This window comes from Silanimonas lenta DSM 16282, assembly GCF_000429065.1.
Classification (GTDB): domain Bacteria; phylum Pseudomonadota; class Gammaproteobacteria; order Xanthomonadales; family Xanthomonadaceae; genus Silanimonas; species Silanimonas lenta.
The window spans coordinates 86540-107921 of record NZ_KE386844.1; the positions used below are offsets into that span (position 1 = coordinate 86540).

The 21382-nt window shown below is 73.8% G+C and carries 16 protein-coding genes; 4 read left to right on the forward strand and 12 right to left on the reverse strand.

Annotated elements, in window-relative coordinates:
* Together sppA and G408_RS0109155 are read right to left on the reverse strand one after the other, a co-directional pair.
* Entirely contained in the window at positions 1-1863 is a 1863-nt protein-coding gene (gene sppA / locus G408_RS0109150; RefSeq protein WP_028770839.1) for a signal peptide peptidase SppA, read from the reverse strand.
* Positions 1864-1893: 30 nt separating this feature from the next.
* Positions 1894-3306, reverse strand: a complete 1413-nt coding sequence (locus G408_RS0109155; RefSeq protein ID WP_028770840.1) for an MATE family efflux transporter — start codon at positions 3304-3306, stop codon at positions 1894-1896.
* A gap of 61 nt (positions 3307-3367) precedes the next feature.
* Between G408_RS0109155 and G408_RS0109160 the strand changes: the two genes are divergently transcribed.
* A complete protein-coding gene (locus G408_RS0109160; protein WP_084628177.1) occupies positions 3368-4510 on the forward strand; it encodes a DUF3667 domain-containing protein in 1143 nt (380 codons plus the stop codon).
* 15 nt (positions 4511-4525) lie between these two features.
* On the opposite strand, the gene G408_RS15685 is transcribed toward G408_RS0109160, so the two are convergent.
* Complete coding sequence (locus G408_RS15685) at positions 4526-6004, reverse strand: DUF3106 domain-containing protein (protein ID WP_051282832.1); 1479 nt, start codon at positions 6002-6004, stop codon at positions 4526-4528.
* Between the two features lie 487 nt (positions 6005-6491).
* Here G408_RS15685 and G408_RS0109170 point away from each other — a divergent pair, with 487 nt between their 5' ends.
* Entirely contained in the window at positions 6492-8690 is a 2199-nt protein-coding gene (locus tag G408_RS0109170; RefSeq protein ID WP_028770842.1) for a primosomal protein N', read from the forward strand.
* A gap of 15 nt (positions 8691-8705) precedes the next feature.
* On the opposite strand, the gene G408_RS14025 is transcribed toward G408_RS0109170, so the two are convergent.
* From G408_RS14025 to rhlB, 7 genes are all read right to left on the reverse strand, one after another.
* A complete protein-coding gene (locus G408_RS14025; RefSeq protein ID WP_037412895.1) occupies positions 8706-9140 on the reverse strand; it encodes a hypothetical protein in 435 nt (144 codons plus the stop codon).
* 119 nt (positions 9141-9259) lie between these two features.
* Entirely contained in the window at positions 9260-10120 is an 861-nt protein-coding gene (gene rpoH / locus G408_RS0109180) for an RNA polymerase sigma factor RpoH (protein WP_028770843.1), read from the reverse strand.
* Between the two features lie 148 nt (positions 10121-10268).
* Positions 10269-10997, reverse strand: coding sequence for a uracil-DNA glycosylase (gene ung, locus G408_RS0109185; RefSeq protein ID WP_051282833.1), 729 nt, complete (start codon positions 10995-10997; stop codon positions 10269-10271).
* A complete protein-coding gene (locus tag G408_RS0109190; protein WP_028770845.1) occupies positions 10990-11835 on the reverse strand; it encodes a response regulator in 846 nt (281 codons plus the stop codon). Before G408_RS0109190 ends, ung begins: the two co-directional genes overlap by 8 nt.
* A complete protein-coding gene (locus G408_RS0109195) occupies positions 11835-12776 on the reverse strand; it encodes a cell division protein FtsX (protein WP_028770846.1) in 942 nt (313 codons plus the stop codon). Before G408_RS0109195 ends, G408_RS0109190 begins: the two co-directional genes overlap by 1 nt.
* The gene (gene ftsE, locus G408_RS0109200) at positions 12773-13459 is read right to left on the reverse strand and encodes a cell division ATP-binding protein FtsE (RefSeq protein WP_028770847.1); all 687 of its coding nucleotides are present in this window, start codon (positions 13457-13459) and stop codon (positions 12773-12775) included. The genes G408_RS0109195 and ftsE overlap by 4 nt, the downstream gene beginning before the upstream one ends.
* 5 nt (positions 13460-13464) lie before the next feature.
* Positions 13465-15126, reverse strand: a complete 1662-nt coding sequence (rhlB, locus tag G408_RS14030) for an ATP-dependent RNA helicase RhlB (protein WP_051282834.1) — start codon at positions 15124-15126, stop codon at positions 13465-13467.
* Positions 15127-15323: 197 nt separating this feature from the next.
* Between rhlB and trxA the strand changes: the two genes are divergently transcribed.
* Together trxA and rho are read left to right on the forward strand one after the other, a co-directional pair.
* Complete coding sequence (trxA, locus tag G408_RS0109210; RefSeq protein WP_028770848.1) at positions 15324-15650, forward strand: thioredoxin; 327 nt, start codon at positions 15324-15326, stop codon at positions 15648-15650.
* A gap of 180 nt (positions 15651-15830) precedes the next feature.
* The gene (rho, locus tag G408_RS0109215; protein ID WP_028770849.1) at positions 15831-17576 is read left to right on the forward strand and encodes a transcription termination factor Rho; all 1746 of its coding nucleotides are present in this window, start codon (positions 15831-15833) and stop codon (positions 17574-17576) included.
* 111 nt (positions 17577-17687) lie between these two features.
* Here rho and G408_RS14035 read toward each other — a convergent pair whose 3' ends face one another.
* On the reverse strand, positions 17688-21041 hold the full coding sequence (locus G408_RS14035) for an ankyrin repeat domain-containing protein (protein WP_084628178.1): 3354 nt from the start codon (positions 21039-21041) through the stop codon (positions 17688-17690).
* Positions 21034-21288 carry a YcgL domain-containing protein gene (locus tag G408_RS0109225; RefSeq protein ID WP_028770850.1) on the reverse strand — a complete coding sequence of 85 codons (255 nt, stop codon included), beginning with the start codon at positions 21286-21288 and terminating at the stop codon, positions 21034-21036. The genes G408_RS14035 and G408_RS0109225 overlap by 8 nt, the downstream gene beginning before the upstream one ends.
* Positions 21289-21382 lie beyond the last annotated feature (94 nt).

Sequence of the window (21382 nt, forward strand, 5' to 3'; positions counted from 1 at the left end):
TCAAAGGCCGCAGAAGCAGTGGGCCACGGCGCGCAGCGGACGGCCTCGGGCGTCGAGCAGGAAGCGGAGTTCGTCCTGCACCTGCGCCGCCTGGCGCTCGCCGAGCAGACCCAGCGCAGGGCCGGCAAGACCGAGCAGGGCGCGGCCGGCGGCATTGCGGTTCAGGTTGGCGATGGCCTGTTCGAAGGGCGAGAGCTCGCGCTCGACGTAGGTCACGGCCGGGGCCTCGAGCTTGGCGAGTTCGCCGGCCCGGGCGATGGCCTCGCGCAGGCCGCCGAGCTCGTCCACCAGGCCGAATTCCTTCGCCTGCGCGCCGCTCCACACCCGGCCGCGGGCCACCCGGTCGATGGCCTCCACCTCGGCCTCGCGGGCCTCGGCCACCTTGCCGATGAACTGGCGGTAGCCGCGGTCGATCACCGCCTGGATGAGCTCGCCCACTTCCGGCGCCAGCGGCCGGGTCGGGTCGAAGGCGCCGGCGAGCGGCGTGGTGCCCACGCCGTCGGTGCGCACGCCGATCTTCTCCAGCGCCCGCGGGCCGTTGAGGAAGAGGCCGAAGATGCCGATCGAGCCGGTGATGGTGGACGGGTCGGCATAGATCGCGTCGGCGTCCATCGAGATCCAGTAGCCGCCCGAGGCCGCCACATTGGCCATCGAGACCACCACCGGCTTGCCGGCCTCGCGCAGGGCCACCACTTCGCGGCGGATCTGCTCGGAGGGGAAGACGCCGCCGCCGGGGGAATCGACGCGCAGCACCACGGCCTTGATCGCCTCGTCCTCGCGGGCCTTGCGCAGCAGGGCCGAGGTGCTCTCGCCACCGATGGTGCCGGGCGGCTGCTCGCCGAAGGTGATCGGGCCCTGGGCCACCACCACGCCGATGCCGGGCGCGGCGGCGCTGGGGGCCTTGGCCGGGCCGAGGCGGGCAAGGTAGCCGTCGAGATCGACCTGGCGGAAGCCGGCTTCGTCATCGGCGGCGCCGCGCTCGGCGAGCAGGGTCTCGAGCGCCTCCTCGGTCAGGGTGCCGTCGATCAGCTTCTCCTCGAGGGCCAGCCTGGCAAAATCGCCGCCCACGGCCTTCAGCCGCGCGCCGATGCCATTGACGAGGGCGGCGAGCTGGCCTTCGGCAAGGCCGCGGGCACGGCTCACGTCCTCGAGGTAGCGCTGCCACAGATCGCCCATCCAGTAGAGGTCGGCCTCCTTGGCCTCCTTCGAGCTGCCGTCGAGGATGTAGGGCTCGGCGGCACTCTTGTACTCGCCCACGCGGAACAGGTGCACGTCGATGCCGAGCTTGTCCTGCAGAAGCTCGCGGTAGTAGGGGCGGTAGCGGCCGAGGCCCTCGATCAGCACCAGGCCCTCCTCGTCCATGTAGACCTCGTCGGCCTGGGCGGCGAGGTAGTAGCTCACCTGGTCGAAGCCGGTGCCCCAGGCCACCACCTGCTTGCCGCTCTCGCGGAACTGGCGGATCGCCGCGGCCAGCTCGCGCAGGGCGGCAAGGCCGCTGGCGGAGAAGCCGTCGGTGCGCAGCACGATGCGCTCGATGCGCTTGTCGTCCCGGGCCGCCTCGATGGCACGCAGCAGGTCGCGCAGCTGCACCTCGGTGCCGGGGCCGTCGCCGGTGAGCTGGCCGGTGAGGCGGTCGAGCGGCGAGCCGGTGCGCTGCTCGACGAGGCGGGCGTCGAGGTCGAGCACCAGGGCGGTCTTCTCTTCCAGCGGCTTTAGCTTCGGCCCACCCAGGATGGCCGCCAGCACGAACAGCAGCAGGGCGAGGAAGAGCAGGTTGAAGACGAGGCGGCGGCTGAAATCGAGGGCCGCCCACAGGCCGCCGAAGAGGCGGCGCAGGGGGCCGGGGCGCGGGGTCTGGGCCATGGGGGGTCTCCGAAAGACGAGGCCCTGACCTTACCCGCTCGGCGTGGCCGCGGTCACCGCCCGAAGGTCACGGGAAGAACGCGTGAGGAAGCGCCAGGTGAGCAGCACGGCGGCCGCCGAGAGGCCGACGATCAGCCCGGTCCAGTAGCCGGTGGGGCCCCAGCCGAGGCCGAACACGATGCGCGCGCCGCCCTCGGCGCCGATGCCGCCCAGACCGATCGCCACCGGCAGGCCGAGGCCCCAGTAGCTCAGCACAGTGATCCAGGCCGGGATGCGGGTGTCCTTCAGGCCGCGCAGGGCGCCGGCCGAGATCGCCTGCAGGCCGTCGGTGTACTGGAACACCGCAGCGAACAGCATCAGGGTGGCGGCCAGCGCCACCACCGCAGGATCGCGGGTGAACAGCGCGGCGATCCAGGCCCCGCCTAAGGCCAGCAGCAGGGCGGAGAGGGTCTGGGTGGCCACGCCCACCGTCCAGCCGGCGCGCGCCGCCCAGCGCACGCCCTCGGGGTCGCCGGCGCCCTTGGCCTGCCCCACCCGCACGGTGGTGCCCATGGCCACGCCGAGCGGCACCATGAAGGTGGCCGAGGCGGCGAGGATGGCCACCTGGTGGGCGGCAATCGCGGTGGTGCCGAGGGTGGCGATCAGCAGGGCGGTGGCCACGAACAGGCTGCCCTCCATGAAGATGGCGATGCCCATCGGCACGCCAAGGCGCAGGAGCGCCCCGATGGCCCGCGGGTCCGGACGCTCGAAGCGGGCGAACAGGGCGAGATCGGCGCAGCGCCGCGAGCGGGCGAGCACGAGGACGAAGCAGGCTACCTGGGTCCAGAGCACGAGGGCGGTGGCGAGGCCGAGGCCGTAGGCGCCGAGGCCGGGCACCGGCCCCCAGCCCTCCATCAGCCCCCATCCCACCGGCAGCAGCAGGGCAAGGCCGCCGGCGCCGATCGCCATGGTCGGCACGGTCCAGGCCACGCCCTCGGCGAGGTAGCGCAGGCAGAAATAGAAGGCGAGCGCCGGCGCGCCCCAGCCGATGCCGGTGAGGAAGCCGGCCACCCCGGGCATCACCTCCGGGGCGATGAAGCCGGCCAGCACCCGCGGGGCCGTGCGGATCACCAGGAACAGCGCGAGGCCGAGGGCCAGGGCCAGCCACAGGGCCTGGCGGAACAGCGGGCCGATCTCGGCGCGGCGCCCGGCGCCGTCGAGCTGGGCCACCGAGGGCGGCACTGCCATCAGCACGCCGATGCAGAGCAGGATCACCACCGACCAGGCCGGGGCGCCGACGCCGATCGCCGCCAGGGTCTGGGTGCCGTGCCGGCCGGCGAGCCAGGTATCGACCACGTTCATGCCCATCGAGCTCAGCTGCCCTACCACCAGCGGGGCGGAAAGCAGGGTGGTCGCCCGCACCTCGCGCCAGAGGCGCGCGCGGGGCGATTCGGCATGGGGCATGGCAGGGCACCGGAAGAGCGGGCGCCTACTATAGTCGCGAGGTCGCCCACCGGAGCCTGCCATGGCCATCCCTCCCGCCACTCCCATGGCCGGTCGCCGCGACGCCTTCTGCCGCAACTGCGGCGTGCCCCTGCTGGGCGAGCACTGCCATGCCTGCGGCCAGGCGGCGCAGGGCCTGGTGCGTCCCATGGCCCGCCTGCTCGGCGATGCCCTCGATAGCCTGTTCGAACTGGACAGCCGGCTCCTGCGCACCCTGCCCGCCCTGCTGTTCCGGCCCGGATGGCTCAGCACCGAATACCTTGCCGGGCGCCGGGCACGCTACGTCTCGCCGGTGCGCCTGTTCGTGTTCCTGTGCATCGCCACCTTCTTCGCCGCCGGCCTCGCCACGCCGGCCTTCGACATCGGCAGCGGCGACGGCGAGGTGCAGATCGCCGACACCACCCGCGACGCCTACGCGGCCCTCGACACCGAGGCGGCGGTGATCGCGCGGCACGACGCCAAGCTGGCCGGGATCGCCAAGGGCCGCGCCGAGACCGCGCGGATGCCCGGCATGGACGCGGTGATGGACATGGCCGAATCGCAGGCGCGGCCCGGACACAGCGCGCCGGGCCTCGGGCTCACGCTGCCCGAGGACGACGACGAGCCGGTCATCAACTTCAACGGCCAGCCCTGGCACGCCACCGACAACCCGCTGGTGGTCGGCTGGCTGCCGGAGGTCGGGAACCGCTGGCTCAACGCACAGATCGGCCACCTGCCGAAGAACTGGAAGCGCATCCGCGAGGATCCCGGGCTGCTGAACAAGGCCTTCTACTCGGCCCTGCCGAGTGCGGTCTTCGTCCTCGTCCCGGTGTTCGCCCTGCTGCTGAAGGGCCTGTACCTGTTCACGCGCCGGCTCTACATGGAGCACCTCGTGGTCTCCCTGCATGGCCACGCCTTCCTCTGCGCCACCGGCCTGCTGCTGGTCGGACTCTCGGTGCTGGAGGGCCTGGCGGACGGACTGCTCTGGCTGGCGCGCCCGCTCGCCTGGCTGCAGGGCCTGCTCTGGCTGTGGATCCCGGCCTATCTGTGGCTGCTGCTGCAGCGGGTGTACCGCCAGGGCTGGCTCATGACCAGCGCCAAGTTCCTTCTGCTTGGCGCGGCCGAGGCGATCCTGCTGTCGCTGGTGGCCGGCGCCGCCCTGCTCGTAGCCCTCGTCTGGCTTTGAGGCCCAGGCGGGTCCTCAGGGGCCCGCCGCCTCGGCCAGCAGGGCCGCCCGCGCCTCCGGCTCGGCCGCCAGCACCCGGCCGCGCAGGGCCGCGCGCTCGGCCACGCCCATCGCCGCCACCCGGGCACCGAGCCGCTGCCGCTGCGCCTCGTCGAGGGCATCCAGGGCCTCGAGCAGGGCCGCCTGCTCACCGGCCGGCAGGAAGGCGAACAGCGGCCTTAGGGCCGGCAGCTGGGCGCCGAGACGCGGCCCCAGCGCCCAGTCGCTCCGCGCCGCCTCGTCGAGGGCGGTAAAGCGCTCGCGCAGGGCCTGGCGCTCCGCCTCGGGCAGGGCGGCAAAGCGCGCCGCGGCGGCCGTGAGAGCGTCGCGCTCCACCGCATCGAGGCTGCGCCAGCGGGCGTAGGCCGCCCGGCGCTGCGAGCGCTCCTGGGCCGGCAGGGCCAGCCACTCGGCATAGGCCGCCACCCAGGCCGTGCGCTGCCCGGCCTCGGCCCCCTGCCAGCGCTCGACATTCGCCAGCAGGCCCGCCCGCGCCTCCGGCTCGAGCGCCGGCCAGGCGGCCTGCAGGGGGGCCAGGAGGCGGCGGGCCTCGGCCGGCAGGCCGCTCCAGTCGGCCGGGGGCGGCGCAGCGGACGGCGGGGGCGGCGGCAGGCGGCCCTGCTGGGCCACCCACCAGGCGAGGAAACCGAGGTCCTCGCGCCAGGGCGAGGCCGCGGGTTCGGCGAGCAGGGCGAAATCCGGATCCAGCGGCAGTTCGGCATCGAGCTGGCGACGTGGCGCAGCCGGGGCCGCGGGGGCCAGGGCGGCCGGCGCGGCCTCCGGGCTGGCGGCAGGGGACGCCGGCGCCATCGGGCCGGGCGGCCAGACGAAGGTGGCCACCAGCACGGCCAGCAGCAGCAGGGCCACGAGACCGAGGCCGACCTGCAGGGGCCCCGGCCGCCAGCCGCGCCAGCCGCCGGACAGGCCAGGCAGGCGGCGCGCGCCGGGTGGGCGGGCGGGCGGCGGCACGGGCCCGGCCGACGGGGCCGGAGCGGCCGCCTCCCGCACCGCGGCCTGGAACTCCTCCTGCCAGCGCAGCAGCACCGCTGGCCCCACGCCGGCCACGGCCAGCTTCTCCTCGGCATCGGCAAGCAGGGTGGAGAAGGCTTCGGCCGAAAGCCCCATCACCCGGGCCGCGCCGGCCGGCTCGAGGCCGACCACCAGACGCAGCAGCAGGGCGAGGCGCCGGGTGGGGGAGAGCAGGTAGAGCGGATGATCGAGGCGGCCGGCAGGCGGATCCATCAGCGCCTCGCGGGCCAGCAGCAGGCCCCAGTAACGCAGGGGCCACTCGGCCAGCGGCAGCCGGGGCGCCCGTTCGCCGAAGGCCTGCCTGAGCTCCGCCAGCAGGGCCTCGACCTCGAGCGCCGGGCCGGCCTGCGCCAGCGCCAGTACCCGGGCCCGGGGCTCGATGCTGCGGAGGAAGGCGGCGAGGGCCGTGGGGCGGGAAGGGCTCACGGCCGGCAGTCTAGGCAGACAGGCCGCCGGCGTCACGTTTTGCCGCCCACCGCAAGGCCGTGACGGGCACCACGGATCGCCCCGGGCAGACGGTTGACAGCGCCGGCAGGCGAGGCTCCCCCGCGTCTTTTCTGGGCTCCCGGCGGCTGCACTTGTGCACACCCCGCCCGAGGCCGCGTTGCACTGCGGTTCAGCCGCGCGACACCACCGCCCCCGCCCCGGTTGACAAAGGCAAGTGATTGATTCTGAAGGCCTATTTCAGTTTGACTAAAAAATCATCAAGGCATGAAGAAGCCGCGTGGGACGCGGCCTGCGCAGTTCCCGCCCAAAGCCCTTCCACAGTCTTATCCACAGGAGATGTGGATAAGGCCCCCGGGCATTGGGAATCAGGCGCTTGGGGCGCATTCCTGCCGGCGGGGCGAACTCCATGCCGCAAGCCCGCGGTGGCAGGCCCCGGGGCCGGGGCAGGCGCGGCTACACTGCGGGAATGCCCGAGCTCACCCTGCAGGTGGCCCTGCCCCGCCCCCTGCCCCGGCCCTTCGACTACCTGCCCCCGCCCGGGCAGGTGGCCGATGCCGGCTGGATCGGCTGCCGGGTCCGGGTACCCCTGGGCCGCGGGAGCGAGGTGGCGCCGGTGGTGGGCCTGGGCGAGGCCGGCGCGGCCGACGCCCCCCGCCGGCTGCGGCCGGTGCTGGAGCGCCTGGATGCCGCGCCCCTGCTCACCCCGGAGCTGGAGGCCTGCCTGCGCTTCGCCAGCCGCTACTACCACGCCCCGTTCGGCGAGGTCTGGGCCACCGCCCTGCCCGGCCCGCTGCGCGCGGGCGAGCCCCTGCCCGAGCCCCGGCACCGCGGCTGGCGCCTGACCGAGGCCGGCCGGCAGGCGCTCGGTACCCTGCGCGAAGGGCGGCCGCGCGCGCTGGCCTTGGTGCTGGCCGAGGCCGGCGGTCTGGCCGAGGCCGCGCTCGACGCCCGCCTGCCCGGCTGGCGCGAGGCCGCCCGCCGCCTCGCCGCCCGTGGCTTGGCCGAACGGACCGAGGCCGCCCTGGCGCCGCTGCCGGTGGCCGGCACGCCCCCGCTCAATGCCGCGCAGCAGGCGGTGGTGGAGGCGGTGCGCGCCCAGCCCGGTTTCACCGCCCACCTGCTCGACGGCGTGACCGGTTCGGGCAAGACCGAGGTCTATCTCGAACTGATTCGCCGCTGCCTGGCCGAGGGCCGCCAGGCCCTGCTGCTGGTGCCCGAGATCGGCCTCACCGCCCAGACCATCGCCCGCCTGCAGCGCGGCCTGCCGGTGCCGGTGCAGGCCCTGCACTCCGGGCTCGCCGACGGCGAGCGGGCCCGCGCCTGGACGGCGATGCGCCGTGGCGAAGGCCGGGTGCTGGTGGGCACCCGCTCGGCGGTGTTCACCCCCCTGCCCGAGGCCGGGCTGATCGTGGTCGACGAGGAACACGACACCAGCTACAAGCAGCAGGACGGCATCCGCTACCACGCCCGCGACCTCGCCCTGTTCCGCGGCCGGCAGCTCGGGGTGCCGGTGCTGCTCGGCAGCGCCACCCCGTCCCTGGAGAGCCTGCGCGGGGTGCAGACCGGCCGGCTGCAGCGCCACGGGCTGCCGCAACGTGCCCGGCCCGGGGCCAGCGCGCCGACGGTGCGGGTGCTCGACCTGCGCAAGCGGCGGCTCGAGGCCGGGCTCTCGGGCGAGCTGCTGGATGCGATCGAGGCCACCCTGGCGCGCGGTGAGCAGGCCCTGGTGTTCCGCAACCGCCGCGGCTATGCCCCGGTGCTGCTCTGCCACGACTGCGGCTGGAGCACGCCCTGCCCGCGCTGCGACGCCCCGCTCACCGTGCATGCCGGCGGCCGCCGCCTCGTCTGCCACCACTGCGGGCACCGGGCAGCGCGGCCGCTGGCCTGCCCGGACTGCGGCAGCCTCGCCCTGCAGCCGCAGGGCCAGGGCACCGAACGCCTCGAGGAGGCGCTGGCCGCGCGTTTCCCCGAGGCCCGCATCGTGCGCGTGGACCGCGACACCACGGCAGTGAAGAACGGGCTGGCGAAGAAGCTCGCCGAGCTCGGCGGAGGTCCTGGCATCTATGTCGGCACCCAGATGCTGGCCAAGGGCCACGACCTGCCGCGGCTCACCCTGGCCGCGGTGGTCTCGCTGGACGAGAGCCTGTTCTCCGCCGACTTCCGTGCCGGCGAGCGCCTGGGCCAGCTGCTGGTGCAGGTGGCCGGGCGCGCGGGACGCGCCGACCGCCCAGGGCAGCTGCTGCTGCAGACCCATCACCCGGAGCACCCCTGGCTCGCCCTGCTGCTCTCCGGCGGCTATGCGGCCCTGGCCGCCACCCTGCTGGCCGAGCGCGAGGCCGCCGCCCTACCGCCCTTCGCCCACTGGGCCCTGCTGCGCGCCGAGGCACGCGAGGCCAGCGCCGCCTCGGCCTTCCTCGAGGCGGCCCGGGACCATCTGCGGGCCGTGGCCGGCAGCGAGACGCCGGACGGCCTCGGCTGGGCCGGCCCGCTGCCGGCGCCGATGGCGCGCCGCGCCGGCCTGGCGCGGATGCAGCTGCTGCTGCGCGCCGGCCGCCGCGAGGCGCTGCAGGCCGCCCTCGCCCGCGCCATGCCGGGCTGGTACGCGCTGCCGGAGGCGCGGCGGGTGCGCTGGTCGATCGATATCGACCCGATCGACCTCTACTGACGCCGACGCCCGGCCTCAGCCGGGCGGCAGGCCGCCGCCCTGCAGGGCCTTGAGCTGCTCCAGGGTGCGCTGGTCGAGCTCGTGCACCTCGCCGTTCGGCAGGGTGAGGGTGGCCGAGCGGAACTCGCCGCTCGCCGGATCGGTGGTGATCACGAGGCGGCCTTCGCCCTTCTCGCCGCGCAGGCGGAACACCATGGCCTGCTGCCCGGCCTGGCCGGCCTCCACGATGCCGCCGAAATCCATGCCGACATCCTCCACCCGGCCGAAGTGTTCCTGCACCAGCGGCACCTCGGCCACGGCCTGGCGGGTCGTCTCGCCCACCATCTTCATGCCGAACCAGCCCAGGGCCACCAGGGCGGCCACGGCCAGCAGCACCAGCACGAGGCAGCCGCCAAGGACCCAGGGCCAGAGCCTGCGCGGCCTGGCGGCAGTCGGGGCGGGAGTGTTCATCGGCAGCTCCTTGATAGGCGAGGGGGGAAGGCCCGCATGCTAGCAGCGCCGGCGGCGGAAACGGCGACGGCGCCCCCAGGGGCGCCGTCGGTGGTGGGCGGGCGGCGAGAGACCCTCGCTCAGGCCAGCAGCAGGCCGCGCATCTTCTTCAGGGCATTGGCCTCGATCTGGCGCACGCGCTCGGCCGACACGCCGTACTCGGCGGCCAGCTCCTGCAGGGTGGCCTTCTCCTCGGCGAGGAAGCGGCGCTCGAGGATGGCGCGCGAACGCGCGTCGAGGCGCTCCAGGCCCTCGGCCAGGGCGTCGAGCTGCTTTTCCTCGTGGTTCTCGCGCTCGAAACGGGCCGCCGGATCGGCATCGGCCTGCTCGAGATAGGCGATCGGCGCCGGCGGCCCGTGCTCCTCGTCCTCGTCGGCCGGGGCGTCGAAGCCGATGTCGCGGCCGGCCAGCCGCGATTCCATCTCCAGCACCTCGCGCTCCGAGACGTTGAGGTCCCGCGCCACCGCGGCCACCTCGGCGGCATTCATCCAGCCCAGCCGGGTCTTGGCCTTGCGCAGGTTGAAGAACAGCTTGCGCTGCGCCTTGGTGGTGGCCACCTTGACGATGCGCCAGTTCTTGAGGATGAACTCGTGGATCTCGGCGCGGATCCAGTGCACGGCGAAGCTGACGAGGCGCACCCCCATGTCGGGGTCGAAGCGCTTCACCGCCTTCATCAGGCCGATGTTGCCTTCCTGCACCAGATCGCCCATGCCAAGGCCATAGCCCTGGTAGCCGCGGGCGACATGGACGACGAAGCGCAGATGGGAGAGCACGAGGGCCTTGGCGGCTTCGAGGTCGCCCTCGTCGCGCAGGCGGCGCGCCAGCGTCTGCTCTTCCTCGGCGCTGAGCACGGGGATCTGGTGCACGGCCGCCACATAGGCCTCCAGCGAGCCGAGCGCGCTGGGCACGGGGAAATTGGCAGTGGTCAGGGCAGTGGTCATTCCGGGCTCCCTCGGAAGGGTCATGGGGTGAATTTAGCACTCGGCCACTGAGAGTGCTAAAGCCCGGAAAAGTTCCGCTGTGTTCCAGCCGGGCAACGGCCGGGGCCCGAAGGCGTCTCCCAGGCCGGAGAGACGCCCGGCGAAGCCCTCAGCCAGCGGCGGGCAGGGACCAGTCGATCGGCGCCAGGCCCCGGCCCTGCAGCCAGCGGTTCGCCTTGCCGAAGTGCCCGCAGCCGAAGAACCCGCGGTGGGCCGAGAGCGGCGAGGGATGCGGGGCCTTCAGCACGCAGTGGCGCTGGCGGTCGATCAGCTCGCCCTTCTTCTGCGCGTAGCTGCCCCAGAGCAGGAACACGAGGCCCTCGCGCTCGCGGGAGAGCGCCTCGATCACGGCGTCGGTGAAGCCCTCCCAGCCGCGGCCGGCATGGCTGCCCGCCTTCCCGGCCTCGACGCTGAGCACGGCGTTGAGCAGCAGCACGCCCTGCGCCGCCCAGTGGGCAAGGCAGCCATGGCGCGGCACCGGCAGGCCGAGGTCGCGTTCGATCTCCTTGAAGATGTTGAGCAGCGAGGGCGGGATCGGTACGCCCGGGGGCACCGAGAAGCTGAGCCCGTGGGCCTGGCCCGGGCCGTGGTAGGGGTCCTGGCCGAGGATCACCACCTTCACCGCCTCGAAGGGCACGGCGTCGAGGGCGGCGAACATCTGCCGGCCCGGCGGGTAGATGGCCTTGCCGGCGGCCTTCTCGGCGCGCAGGAAAGCAGCCAGCGCGCGCATGTCCTCGCGCAGGAGGTAATCGCCGACACGGGCGCGCCAGGAGGCCTCGAGCTGGATGCCGGGAGCGCCCGGCGCGGTGGCCGCGACGCCGCGTGCGGCCTCAGCCATGCCCGTGGCGCTCGCGCAGCATCCGCCCCACGCGCAGCTGGAACAGCAGCTTGGTCACGAGGAGCCGCTCCTCGATCGGTTTCAGCACGAGGTCGTTGGCGCCGGCACGCAGCAGCTCGGTCTGGTTCGCGGGGTTGGCGTCGCCGGTCATCACCAGCACCGGCAGCTGGCCCTTGGGATAGCCGAAGTCGTTGCGGATGGCCTTGACCAGGTCCTTCCCGGTCAGTTCGCCCTTCAGATAGACATCGGTGAGCACCACATCGACGCCCGGTACCCGGCCCTGGGTGAGGGCGGACTCCAGCCAGGCGATAGCGTCCTCCACGCCGCTGCAGTGCGCCACCTTGAGGCCATGCTTCTCCAGCATGCGGCGGGTGGCCACCGCCACCACCTTGCTGTCCTCGACGTAGAGCACCTCGCCACCCGGCGCGCCCTCGGGGGCCACATAGCCCTTGATGAAGGCAGCGAGCGCGGTGAAGCCGAGCGACTTGTCGAAATAGTCGGTGACATCGTCGGTGATGGCGCGGGTCTCGAGCCGGTCCTGCACGTCACCGGAGACGACGATGATCGGGATGTAGGCCTGCGGGGTGTGCTCGCGCAGATAGCGGGCGAGCTCGAGGCCATCCATGTCGGGCAGGCGCAGGGCGGTGCTGACGAGGTTGATGGCCCCCTGCTGCAGCGCCTCCTGGGCCTCGGCCCCGGTCTCGCAGAGGATGACCTCGGCCTGCGGCAGCTGCTGCTTTAGCACGCCCTCGATCATCTTGCGCACGACCTTGGAGCCGTCCACCACGAGGATGCGCGGTGACTGGCTGTCGAAGGTACGGAAGGCGGGACTGCTCATCATGCGGGGGGCGGACGCGAGGTTCGCAGATAATGGCCCGCCGCCACTCGCGCGCCAAGCCAGCCCAGCGCCGCGGCGGCGGCCAGCACGCCGGCCACGCCGGCAAGCCCCGGGCCGGCCGGGGCAAAGCCGCCGGCATAGGTGGCGGCGAGTCCGGCGATGACCGGCCACAGCACGGCCCCCACCGCCAGCGCTCCCGTCAGGGCCAGCGCCCCGGAGAGCAGGCCGAGCAACAGGCCGAACCAGAGCATGGGGCGGCGGATATCGGCGTCCTCGGCACCAAGCAGTTGCATCAGTTCGATCTCGTCGCGGCGCGCGGCAAGGTCGAGGCGCACCGTGTTGCCCACCACCAGCAGGGCGCCGGCGGCGAGCAGCAGGGCCAGCACCGCGACCAGCCGGCGGCCGAGGCCGAGCCAGGCCTCGAGCCGGGCCCGCCAGGCGGCATCGTGATGCACGCCCTCCACGCCCGGCTCGGTGGCCAGGGCCGCGACGAGCGAGTCCGCCTCGCCCGCGGGCGAGAGCAGCAGCACGAAAGGCAACGGATTGCCCTCGAGCAGCTCGAGCGCGCCGGCAAGATCACTCATCTGGCGGAACTCGGCCAGTCCCTCCTCCGGCGTGCGGACCTGCACCGCCACCACGTCGCCGCGCTCGCGCAGCCGCCGAGCCAGGGCCTCCGCCTCATCGGCCGTGGTACCGGGCGCGAGAAAAACCGCAATCTCGCCGGAGGCGGCGAGGTGGCCGGCGAAACGCAGGGCGTTAGCCAGCCCCAGCCCGAACAGCAAAGGCAGCAGCAGGGCGAGCGCCACCGCGGAGAGGGTGGCGAGGCTGGCGAGCGGCGCGGCGCGCAGCCGCGCCCGGGCATCGGCGAAAGCCCGGCGGTGGCTGCGCAGGCGCGCGCCCCAGCCGCTGCCGGCATATACCGCACGACGATCAGCGCTCATGCGGCGAGGTCCTGCGCGGCGATGTCGTCGATGAGACGGCCACGGTCGAGGACGAGGGTACGGCGCCGGGTACGCTTGATGAGCGCCAGGTCGTGGCTGGCGATCAGCACCGTGGTGCCCTGCTCGGGCAGTTCGAGGAACAGCTGCATGACCTCGGCGGCAAGCTGTGGATCGAGGTTGCCGGTGGGCTCGTCGGCGATCAGCAGCACCGGCGCAGCGACGATGGCACGGGCGATGCCGACGCGCTGCTGCTCGCCGGTGGAGAGCTGGGGCGGTTTCGCCGAAAGCCGGTCGCCCAGCCCCACCCGCTCCAGCACCGCGCCCACCCGGGCGGCGATCTCGGCCTCCGGACGGCCGGCGAGGCGCAGCGGCAGGCCGACGTTCTCGGCAATGCTCCAGTGCGGCAGCAGCCGGTGGTCCTGGAACACCATGCCGAGGCGACGGCGGTAACGCGCCACGTCGCGGCCGCGCACCGCGGCGAGATTGCGCTCCTCCACCAGCACCGCGCCGCGGTCGGGCCGCTCGGCAAGCTGCAACAGGCGCAGCAGGGTGGTCTTGCCCGCCCCGCTATGGCCGGTGAGGAACAGCATCTCGCCGGCCTCGACGCGGAAACTCACGTCCTCCAGCGCGGTGCGCCCGCCCGGATACCGTTTGTGCACGCCTTCGACGCGCAGCAGGGACATGGGCGTCAGCCGCCGAACCAGCCCTTCACTCGGGCCGCCATGCGGGCGAAGAAGCTCTCTTTCGATACCCCGACCGGGGCCGGCGGCGCAGCGGTGGCCGGCGCGCTGGCCGTCTCGGCCCGCTCGGCGCGCGGCTTGCGGCGGCGGCGGCGACGACGGCGCTCGCCCTCGGCCACGGTCTCGCCCGCCGGCGCAGACACCGGAGCCTTCGTCGCCGACAGCGCCTCCGGCGCGGACTCACGGCCAGGAGGTGCTGGCGCATCTGCGGGCGCCGGGCGGGCGCCCCGCTCGGACCGCGGCCCCCGCTCGCCCTCGCGCCGCGGACCGCGTCCGTCCCGACCTTCACCCCGCCCCTCGCCGCGGCCCCCGCGCCCGCCGCGGCCACGCCGGGCGTCCTTCTCCGCCATCTCGGCGCGGGCCTCGCGGAAGATGTCGCTGATCCGCTCCACCGGCTCGGCCCCTTCGGGCAGGGGCGCGCGCTCCGGACGCGGCAGCGGGGTGAGCAGGTCGGTGGTCACCGGCTCGACCGGGATCTTCTGGCCGATGTAGGCCTCCACCGCCGGCAGGTGCTCGGCGTAGAGCTCGCAGGCGAAGGTGATGGCATCGCCCTCGGCGCCGAGGCGGGCGGTGCGGCCGATGCGGTGCACGTAATCCTCGGCCTCGAAGGGCAGATCGAAGTTGTAGACATGGCTCACCCCGTCGATGTGCAGACCTCGGGCGGCCACGTCGGTGGCCACCAGGATCTCGAGCTCGCCGCGCTGGAACTTGCCGAGCAGGCTCTGGCGCTTTTTCTGCGGCACGTCGCCGGAGAGCACGCCGACGAGGTAGCCGGCGCGCTCGAGGGCGCGGGCCACGCGCTCCACCATGGCCTTGGTATTGACGAACACCATGGTGCGGTTGCCCGGGCTGCGTGAGAGCAGGCCGAGCAGCAGCGGGATCTTCTCCTCGTTGGCCGGGAAGTACATGCGCTGGCGCACACGGGCGGCGGTGACGGTCTCGGCCTCCACCACCAGCTTCTCCGGCTCGTTCATGTGTTCGTAAGCGAGCTCCAGCACGCGGTGGCTGAGCGTGGCCGAGAACAGCAGGGTCTGGCGCTCCTCGCGGGCCGGCAGGCGGCGCATCAGGAAGCGCAGGTCCTTGATGAAGCCGAGGTCGAACATGCGGTCGGCCTCGTCGAGGATGCAGACCTCGCAGGCATGCAGGCTGACCACGTGCTGCTTCACGTAGTCGATCAGGCGGCCCGGGGTGGCGATGATCACGTCGGTACCGGCCTGCAGCAGCTCGCGCTGGCGCTCGTAGTCGACGCCGCCGTACACCAGGGTGTAGCGCAGGCCGAGCTGGCTGCCGAACTTCAGCGCATCCTTGTGGATCTGGATCGCGAGCTCGCGGGTCGGGGCGAGGATCAGGGCGCGAGGATCGCTGTCCTTGCGGTTGGCCAGCGCCGGGCGGGTGAGCAGGCGGTTCACCATGCTCACCAGGAAGGCGAGGGTCTTGCCGGTGCCGGTCTGGGCCTGGCCGGCGACGTCGCGGCCGGCCAGGGCCACCGGGAAGGTCAGGGCCTGGATCGGGGTGCAGCGGGTGAAGCCGGCCGCCTCGAGCCCGGCCATCAGGGCCGGATGGAGGTCGAAGCTGGACAGCGGGATGTCGGTCAGCGGTTTGTCGCTCATGGAATCCTTGGCGTGGAACGGCGGCGCGGCGCGCCGGCGGGGAACCTCACGGGGTCTGGTCTTGCGCCCGCTTCGCACGCGGCCGCACACTCAACGGCCGATTGCGGCCGGCACCCCGGGGTTGCGTACCGCTCCGAGGGCCCCCAAGTGTAACAGCCATGGCCGCGGTGACCGCCGCGCCCTTCCGAGGACTTCCCATGAGCGATTCGATCTCCCACGTCGGCGACGCCGACTTCGCCACCGCCGTGCTCGGCAGCGAGCTGCCGGTGCTGGTGGACTTCTGGGCCGAGTGGTGCGGCCCCTGCAAGGCCATCGCCCCGCTGCTCGACGACGTCGCCAAGACCTACGCCGGCAAGGTGAAGGTGGTGAAGCTCAACATCGACGAGAACCCGCAGACCCCGCGCCAGTACGCGGTGCGCGGCATCCCCACCCTGATGCTGTTCAAGGGCGGCAAGGTGGCCGGCACCCATGTCGGCCTAGCGGGCAAGCCGCAGCTCAGCGCCTTCCTCGACAAGAGCCTGTAAGCCCCCCGGGGCCGGCCCCGGCCGGCCTGAACCGCGCCCGCGCCGGGGCTTGCCCCGGCGCCGGCCCGGGTGTAGTGTCGAAGCGACCCTGATGCGGCCGCGGCGCGACCGGCGACGCCTCCCGCCCCCCTTCCCGCTCATCCCCTGAGTGTGCCCACTCGCAATCGCGAGACCTTCCCTGTGTCTGAAAACGAGATCGAAGGCGCCGACGCGCCTGCCGAAGCCGCGGAAAAGCGTCCGCGCCGCCCCCGCAGCCGTACGGCTGCCGATGTCAGCCCCGATGCCGCCCCGCCCGACGATGTCCCCGCCGGCCCCGCGGACGAGGCATCCACCAGCCCGCCGCCCGCCGCCCAGCAGGAGGCCGTACGCGAAGCGATCGCCGATGCCATGAGCGAGGACGAGGGCGGCGACGAGGCTCCGCGCGGCGACGAGACTCCGCGCGGCGGCGAGGCCCCCTCCGCGAGCGCCGCCCCCGCCGGTGGCGAGCCGCGCCTGTCGCGCCGTGAACGCTTCAAGCAGCGCATGAAGGAGCGCCGTGAGCGCCAGCGCGAGCTGCGCCGCGCCGCCCAGGGCTTCCCGGTCGAGGGCGGCGAGGGCGAGGAGCCCGGCCCGGGCGGCCACGAGCCGCCGCGCCCCGCCATCCAGTTCCCCGAAGGCTTCGTGGTGCCCTCGCTCACCGAAATGAAGCGGATGCCGGCCTGGAAGCTGCTGGAGCTGGCCGAGAAGCTGAACCTGCATGAGGGCGTGGCCCGCATGCGCAAGCAGGACGTGATCTTCCAGTTGCTGAAGGTGCTCTCGCGCCATCCGCAGGGCGTGGCCGCCGATGGCGTGCTGGAGATCCTGCCCGACGGCTACGGCTTCCTGCGCGGCGCCGAGGCGAGCTACCTCGCCGGCCCGGACGACGTCTACATCTCCCCTTCCCAGATCCGCCGCTTCAACCTGCGCACCGGCGACTACATCGCCGGCCGCATCCGCAACCCGAAGGACGGCGAGCGTTACGTTGCCCTCAACCAGCTCGACACCATCAACGGCGAGCCGCTGGAGGCCAGCAAGGGCAAGGTGCTGTTCGAGAACCTCACACCGCTGTTCCCGCGCGAGCGCTTCCGCCTCGAGCGCGGCAACGGCAGCTCGGAGGACATCACCGGCCGCGTGCTCGACCTGATCGCCCCCCAGGGCAAGGGCCAACGCTCGCTGATCGTCTCGCCGCCGAAGGCCGGCAAGACGATGATGCTGCAACAGATCGCCACCGCCATCACCACCAATCACCCGGACGTGCACCTGATCGTGCTGCTCATCGACGAGCGCCCGGAAGAGGTGACCGAGATGCAGCGCACCGTGCGCGGCGAGGTGATCAGCTCGACTTTCGACGAACCCGCCGCACGCCACGTGCAGGTGGCCGAGATGGTGATCGAACGCGCCAAGCGCCTCGTCGAGCACAAGCGCGACGTGGTGATCCTGCTCGATTCGATCACCCGCCTCGCCCGCGCCTACAACACCGTGGTGCCGAGCTCTGGCAAGGTGCTGACCGGCGGCGTGGACGCCAACGCCCTGCACCGCCCGAAGCGCTTCTTCGGCGCCGCGCGCAAGGTGGAGGAAGGCGGCTCGCTGACCATCATCGCCACCGCGCTGATCGACACTGGCAGCAAGATGGACGAGGTGATCTACGAGGAGTTCAAGGGCACCGGCAACTCCGAGGTGCACCTCGACCGCCGCATCACCGAGAAGCGCGTCTATCCTGCCATCAACATCAACCGCTCCGGCACCCGCCGCGAAGAGCTGCTGATCGAGCCGGACACGCTGCAGAAGATCTGGATCCTGCGCAAGCTTCTGCACCCGATGGACGAGCTCGCCGCGATGGAGTTCCTGCTCGACAAGATGAAGAACACCAAGTCGAACGACGAGTTCTTCAATTTCATGAAGCGCTGAAGCTCGCCAGGACGGGGGCTAGGCGCCCGCCGACGGGCTTCGCCCGGCCATTCTCACGCACCGAGGCCCCGCATCGCGGGGCCTCGGCGTTTCCGCCGCCCTGCGCCGGCGTCAGGGGTCGCGCGGCCTGAGCAGGCGGGCCAGCGAGGGCGGGCGCGTAGCGGCCTCGCCTGCCGGGGGCGGTGGCCGGGCGGCTTCGGAACCCGCCCGCCCTCCCACCGGCCACGGCATGGACGGGCGCGAGGGGAACAGTGCGGCGATATCGACGAAGCCGCGGATCAGGGCGAGGTCCTGCGGGGTGCGGCCGAGGCGGTCGCGGGCCGCCGGGTCGGCACCCTCGCGCAAGAGGCGCTCGACGATGCGCCCCATGCCGTGCAGGGCGGCGAGGTGCAGGGCGGTCAGGCCGCGGTGCTCGGCCTGGGCGAGCGAGACGCCCTCGGCCAGCAGTCGGTCGAGGCCGGCCAGCAGCACCGTCTCGTCGTAGCCGGCGCCGGGCTCGGCGCGAGCGCCGAGCAGCAGCAGCAGCGGGGTCTGCTCGGCGTTGCTGCTGAGCTCCGGGTCGGCATCGGCGAGCAGCAGGGTGTCGAACAGGGCCAGCACACGGGCGTGGTCGCGCGAGGCGAAACCGAACAGGGCGGCGCAGTGCAACGGGGTGAGTCCTTGGGCATCGCGGGCCTCGACCCTGGCGCCGGCGCGCAACAGGCGCGCGGCGAGATCGGGCAGGCCGAGGGCGGCGGCCAGCATCAGCGGGGTGATGCCGCCGGGCATGGCCTGTTCCGGGTCGGCACCGGCGACGAGCAGGCGGTCGACCACCGCTGCATGGCGCATGCTGATCGCCGCCGAGAGCGGGGTGGCGCCGGTCCGCGCCGCCCGCGCCGGGTCGGCGCCCAGGCCCAGCAGGTGCTCCACCAGGGCGAGGTGGCCGCCGCCGGCCGCCCGCAGCAGGGCGGTGCAGCCCTGGGCATCGGTGCCGTCCACCGGCAGCCCGAGGGCGATGAGCCGCACCACGGCGGCGAAATCGCCGGCCATGGCCGCGGCGGGAAGATCGCCGGGGCGCAAAGGCCGCCCTGGCAGGGGCCAGGGGCCCCAGTCCAGCCATTCGGCGAGGTCGCGCCGGCCCCGGGCCAGGGCCGCGCCCTTCGGCGTCTGGCCATCGGCGGCACGGGCCTCGGCCGAGGCGCCATGGGCCACCAGCCGGCGGATGGCCGCCTCGTCGCCGCGCGCCACGGCATGGTGCAGGGGCGTGGTGCCGCGGGCATCGCGGGCATTGGGGTCGAGACCACGGGCGAGCAAAGCCTCCAGCAGGCGCGTCTGCCCGGTTTCGACGGCGAGGCCGAGGGCGGTCTCGCCGGCGGGGCCGGCACCGAAGGGATCGACCCCCCGCTCGAGCAGGGCGAGGGCGAGTTCGCCGGCCAGGCGCGGCTCGCGGGCGGTGGCAGCGAGCCAGCGCGCGAGGGCGCCGGCGCCCTGCGGGCACTGCCCGTGCTCCAAGGCAAGACGCAGGGCCGGGGCCGCCTCGAGGCCGCGGTCGAGCAGCAGAAGGCCGACGCTGTCCATCCCGGCCGGGCGGTGGTCGAGGCTGGCACCGAAGGTGAGCAGCCAGGCGAAGGCCGCCTCGCCCCCGGGTTCGGCGAAATCGAGCAGCAGCATCGACAGGGCCAGGGGCGAAGGGGCGTCCTCGGCCCCGAGCACGGCCAGCGCGGCATCGAACTCCTGCCGGACGAGCGCCTCGCGCAGGCGCTCGCGGGCAGGCCGCAAGGCGCCGGGCCCGCCCGCCCCGGCAAGGCCGGCGGGCAGCGGGTAATCGGGGTCGAGTACGGCCACCAGCGGCCAGCGGCCGGCGCCGATGGCATGGTCGAGCGGCCGGCGGCCGGCGGCGTCGCGGGCCTGGGGATCGACCCCGTAATCGATCAGTGCCCGCAGGCGGGCCGGCTCCACCCCGGCCTCACAGGCCAGGGCGAGGGCATTGCGGCCGCCGAGGTCGGTGCTGGCGGGGTCGGGCCGGCGGGCCAGCACCAGGGGCAACAGGGCCGGATTGGGCGAGGCGGCGGCTTCGAGCAGGGCATTCCGGCCCTCGCCATCGGCCAGGGTCACCGAGGCCCCGGCATCCAGCAGGGCCTCGGCGATCGCGGCATGGCCGGCGGCGATGGCCTCGAGCAGGGCCGTGCGGCCGCGAGCATCACGGGCATCCACCTTCGCCCGGTGCCTGAGCAGGAGCTGCACGCCCGCCGGATCGTCGTCCTCGCCGGAGGCCGCGGCCAGCAGGGCCGGCGGGGCCTCCGGCAGCTCCGGCCGCGCCCCGCGCTCCAGCAGGAAACGGGCCACCCGCCAGTTGCCCGAGGCCAGGGCCAGGGCGAGCGGCGGCTGGCCCTCGTGGTTGAGCGCAGCAAGATCGGCCCCGGCATCGAGCAGCTGGGCGGCCACCGCCGGGTCGGTGCTGCGGGCGGCATGGTGCAGCGGGGTGTTGCCGTCGCGGTCGGCAATCCTGGGATCGGCGCCGTTGGCGAGCAGCATGGCCACGGCATCGAAGCGGCCATGCCAGGAATCGCGGGTGGCGGCGAGCAGTGGGGTGAGGCCGGCATGCGCCCGGTTGAGGTCGACGCCGCGGGCGATCAGGGCGCGCAGCAGGCGCAGGTCGGGCAGCAGGGCGGCCAGCATGGGCAGGCTGCGCTGGTCCGGGGCACCAGGCTCGGGCAGGGCCTCGGGGTCGGCACCGGCCTCGAGGGCGGCCAGGGCGGCCTCGACCCGGCCGGCCCGGGCATGGGCATAGAGATCGGCCTCGGGATCGGCGGGCTCGAAGGCCGGCAGCTCCGCCCCGGCCACCACCGGCGCCGGCTCGGCAGGCAGCGGCGGCGGTGCCGGCGGCTCGCCTTTCCACTGCAGGGCGGCGTGACAGGCCAGCGCGCCCAGGGCATAGGGCACGGCCAGCCATCCGGGCGAGAGGCCGGCAGGGGGCCAGACCAGCAGCCAAGCGCCAAGGCCGGCGAACAGCACCGCGAGGCCCAGCAGCAGGCCACGCAGCGGCGCCCAGGTGCCCGGCGGCGCCGCAGCCAGGGCCGAAAGCCCGCCGCCCTGCCGACCGGCCTGGGCAAACAGGGGCCATTGCCGCCACAGCACCACCCAGGCCAGCCCAACCACCGCGCCAAGCCCAAGGGCCGCCCTCAGGCTGCCGGTCTGGGCAAGCCCGCTGTAGGGCCAGGCGAAGCCGAGGCCCAGAAGGCCGAGGGTCAGCCCCCAGAGCATGAGCAGGGCCAGGCCATCGCGCCACCACAGGCGCCGCCCCGGCGCCTCCGGTGCCGGGGCGAGGAGGGCAAGACCGAGGGCGAACAAGGGCTGGGCGAGCCAGGGCCCGGCGATCGCCGCCAGGCCAAGCGGCCAGGCCGCAGGCAGGACGGCTAGCCCGAGGCCGGCGAACAGCAGAAGGAGGGCCAGACCGCGGCGCAGGGGCGAGGGCGGCTCAGGCATCCACGGGCCCCTCCGCCGGAGGCGGGGGCAACTGCAGATGGAAGCCGGCGCTGGCCAGGTTGCGCCGCACGGTCGCTGCATCCTCGCGGGCCAGCCGCCGCTCCGGCGTCAGCGCCACCTCGAGCACGAACTGCAGCCCCCCGAGCTGCGCCCGCAGGGCCGGCGGCAGGAGCTCGAAGGCCTCGCGCTCGCGCAGGTAGACGTAGGTCTCGGCCTTGCGGGTCGACTTGTAGACGTAGGCCTGCATCGCCGGCGGCAGCTTCCATGGCAGCGGGAGAGAGCCCGATTGTCGCCGCTCCCGCCCCGGCCGGGAAGCGTCCGGCCAGGCCCTCGCAAGGCCT

Bases quoted from the DNA above. Each gene is read 5' to 3' on its own strand.
- sppA (WP_028770839.1), bottom strand. From the start codon at position 1,863: ATGGCCCAGACCCCGCGCCCCGGCCCCCTGCGCCGCCTCTTCGGCGGC.
- G408_RS0109155 (WP_028770840.1), bottom strand. From the start codon at position 3,306: ATGCCCCATGCCGAATCGCCCCGCGCGCGCCTCTGGCGCGAGGTGCGG.
- G408_RS0109160 (WP_084628177.1), top strand. From the start codon at position 3,368: ATGGCCATCCCTCCCGCCACTCCCATGGCCGGTCGCCGCGACGCCTTC.
- G408_RS0109170 (WP_028770842.1), top strand. From the start codon at position 6,492: ATGCCCGAGCTCACCCTGCAGGTGGCCCTGCCCCGCCCCCTGCCCCGG.
- G408_RS14025 (WP_037412895.1), bottom strand. From the start codon at position 9,140: ATGAACACTCCCGCCCCGACTGCCGCCAGGCCGCGCAGGCTCTGGCCC.
- rpoH (WP_028770843.1), bottom strand. From the start codon at position 10,120: ATGACCACTGCCCTGACCACTGCCAATTTCCCCGTGCCCAGCGCGCTC.
- ung (WP_051282833.1), bottom strand. From the start codon at position 10,997: ATGGCTGAGGCCGCACGCGGCGTCGCGGCCACCGCGCCGGGCGCTCCC.
- G408_RS0109190 (WP_028770845.1), bottom strand. From the start codon at position 11,835: ATGAGCAGTCCCGCCTTCCGTACCTTCGACAGCCAGTCACCGCGCATC.
- G408_RS0109195 (WP_028770846.1), bottom strand. From the start codon at position 12,776: ATGAGCGCTGATCGTCGTGCGGTATATGCCGGCAGCGGCTGGGGCGCG.
- ftsE (WP_028770847.1), bottom strand. From the start codon at position 13,459: ATGTCCCTGCTGCGCGTCGAAGGCGTGCACAAACGGTATCCGGGCGGG.
- rhlB (WP_051282834.1), bottom strand. From the start codon at position 15,126: ATGAGCGACAAACCGCTGACCGACATCCCGCTGTCCAGCTTCGACCTC.
- trxA (WP_028770848.1), top strand. From the start codon at position 15,324: ATGAGCGATTCGATCTCCCACGTCGGCGACGCCGACTTCGCCACCGCC.
- G408_RS14035 (WP_084628178.1), bottom strand. From the start codon at position 21,041: ATGCCTGAGCCGCCCTCGCCCCTGCGCCGCGGTCTGGCCCTCCTTCTG.
- G408_RS0109225 (WP_028770850.1), bottom strand. From the start codon at position 21,288: ATGCAGGCCTACGTCTACAAGTCGACCCGCAAGGCCGAGACCTACGTC.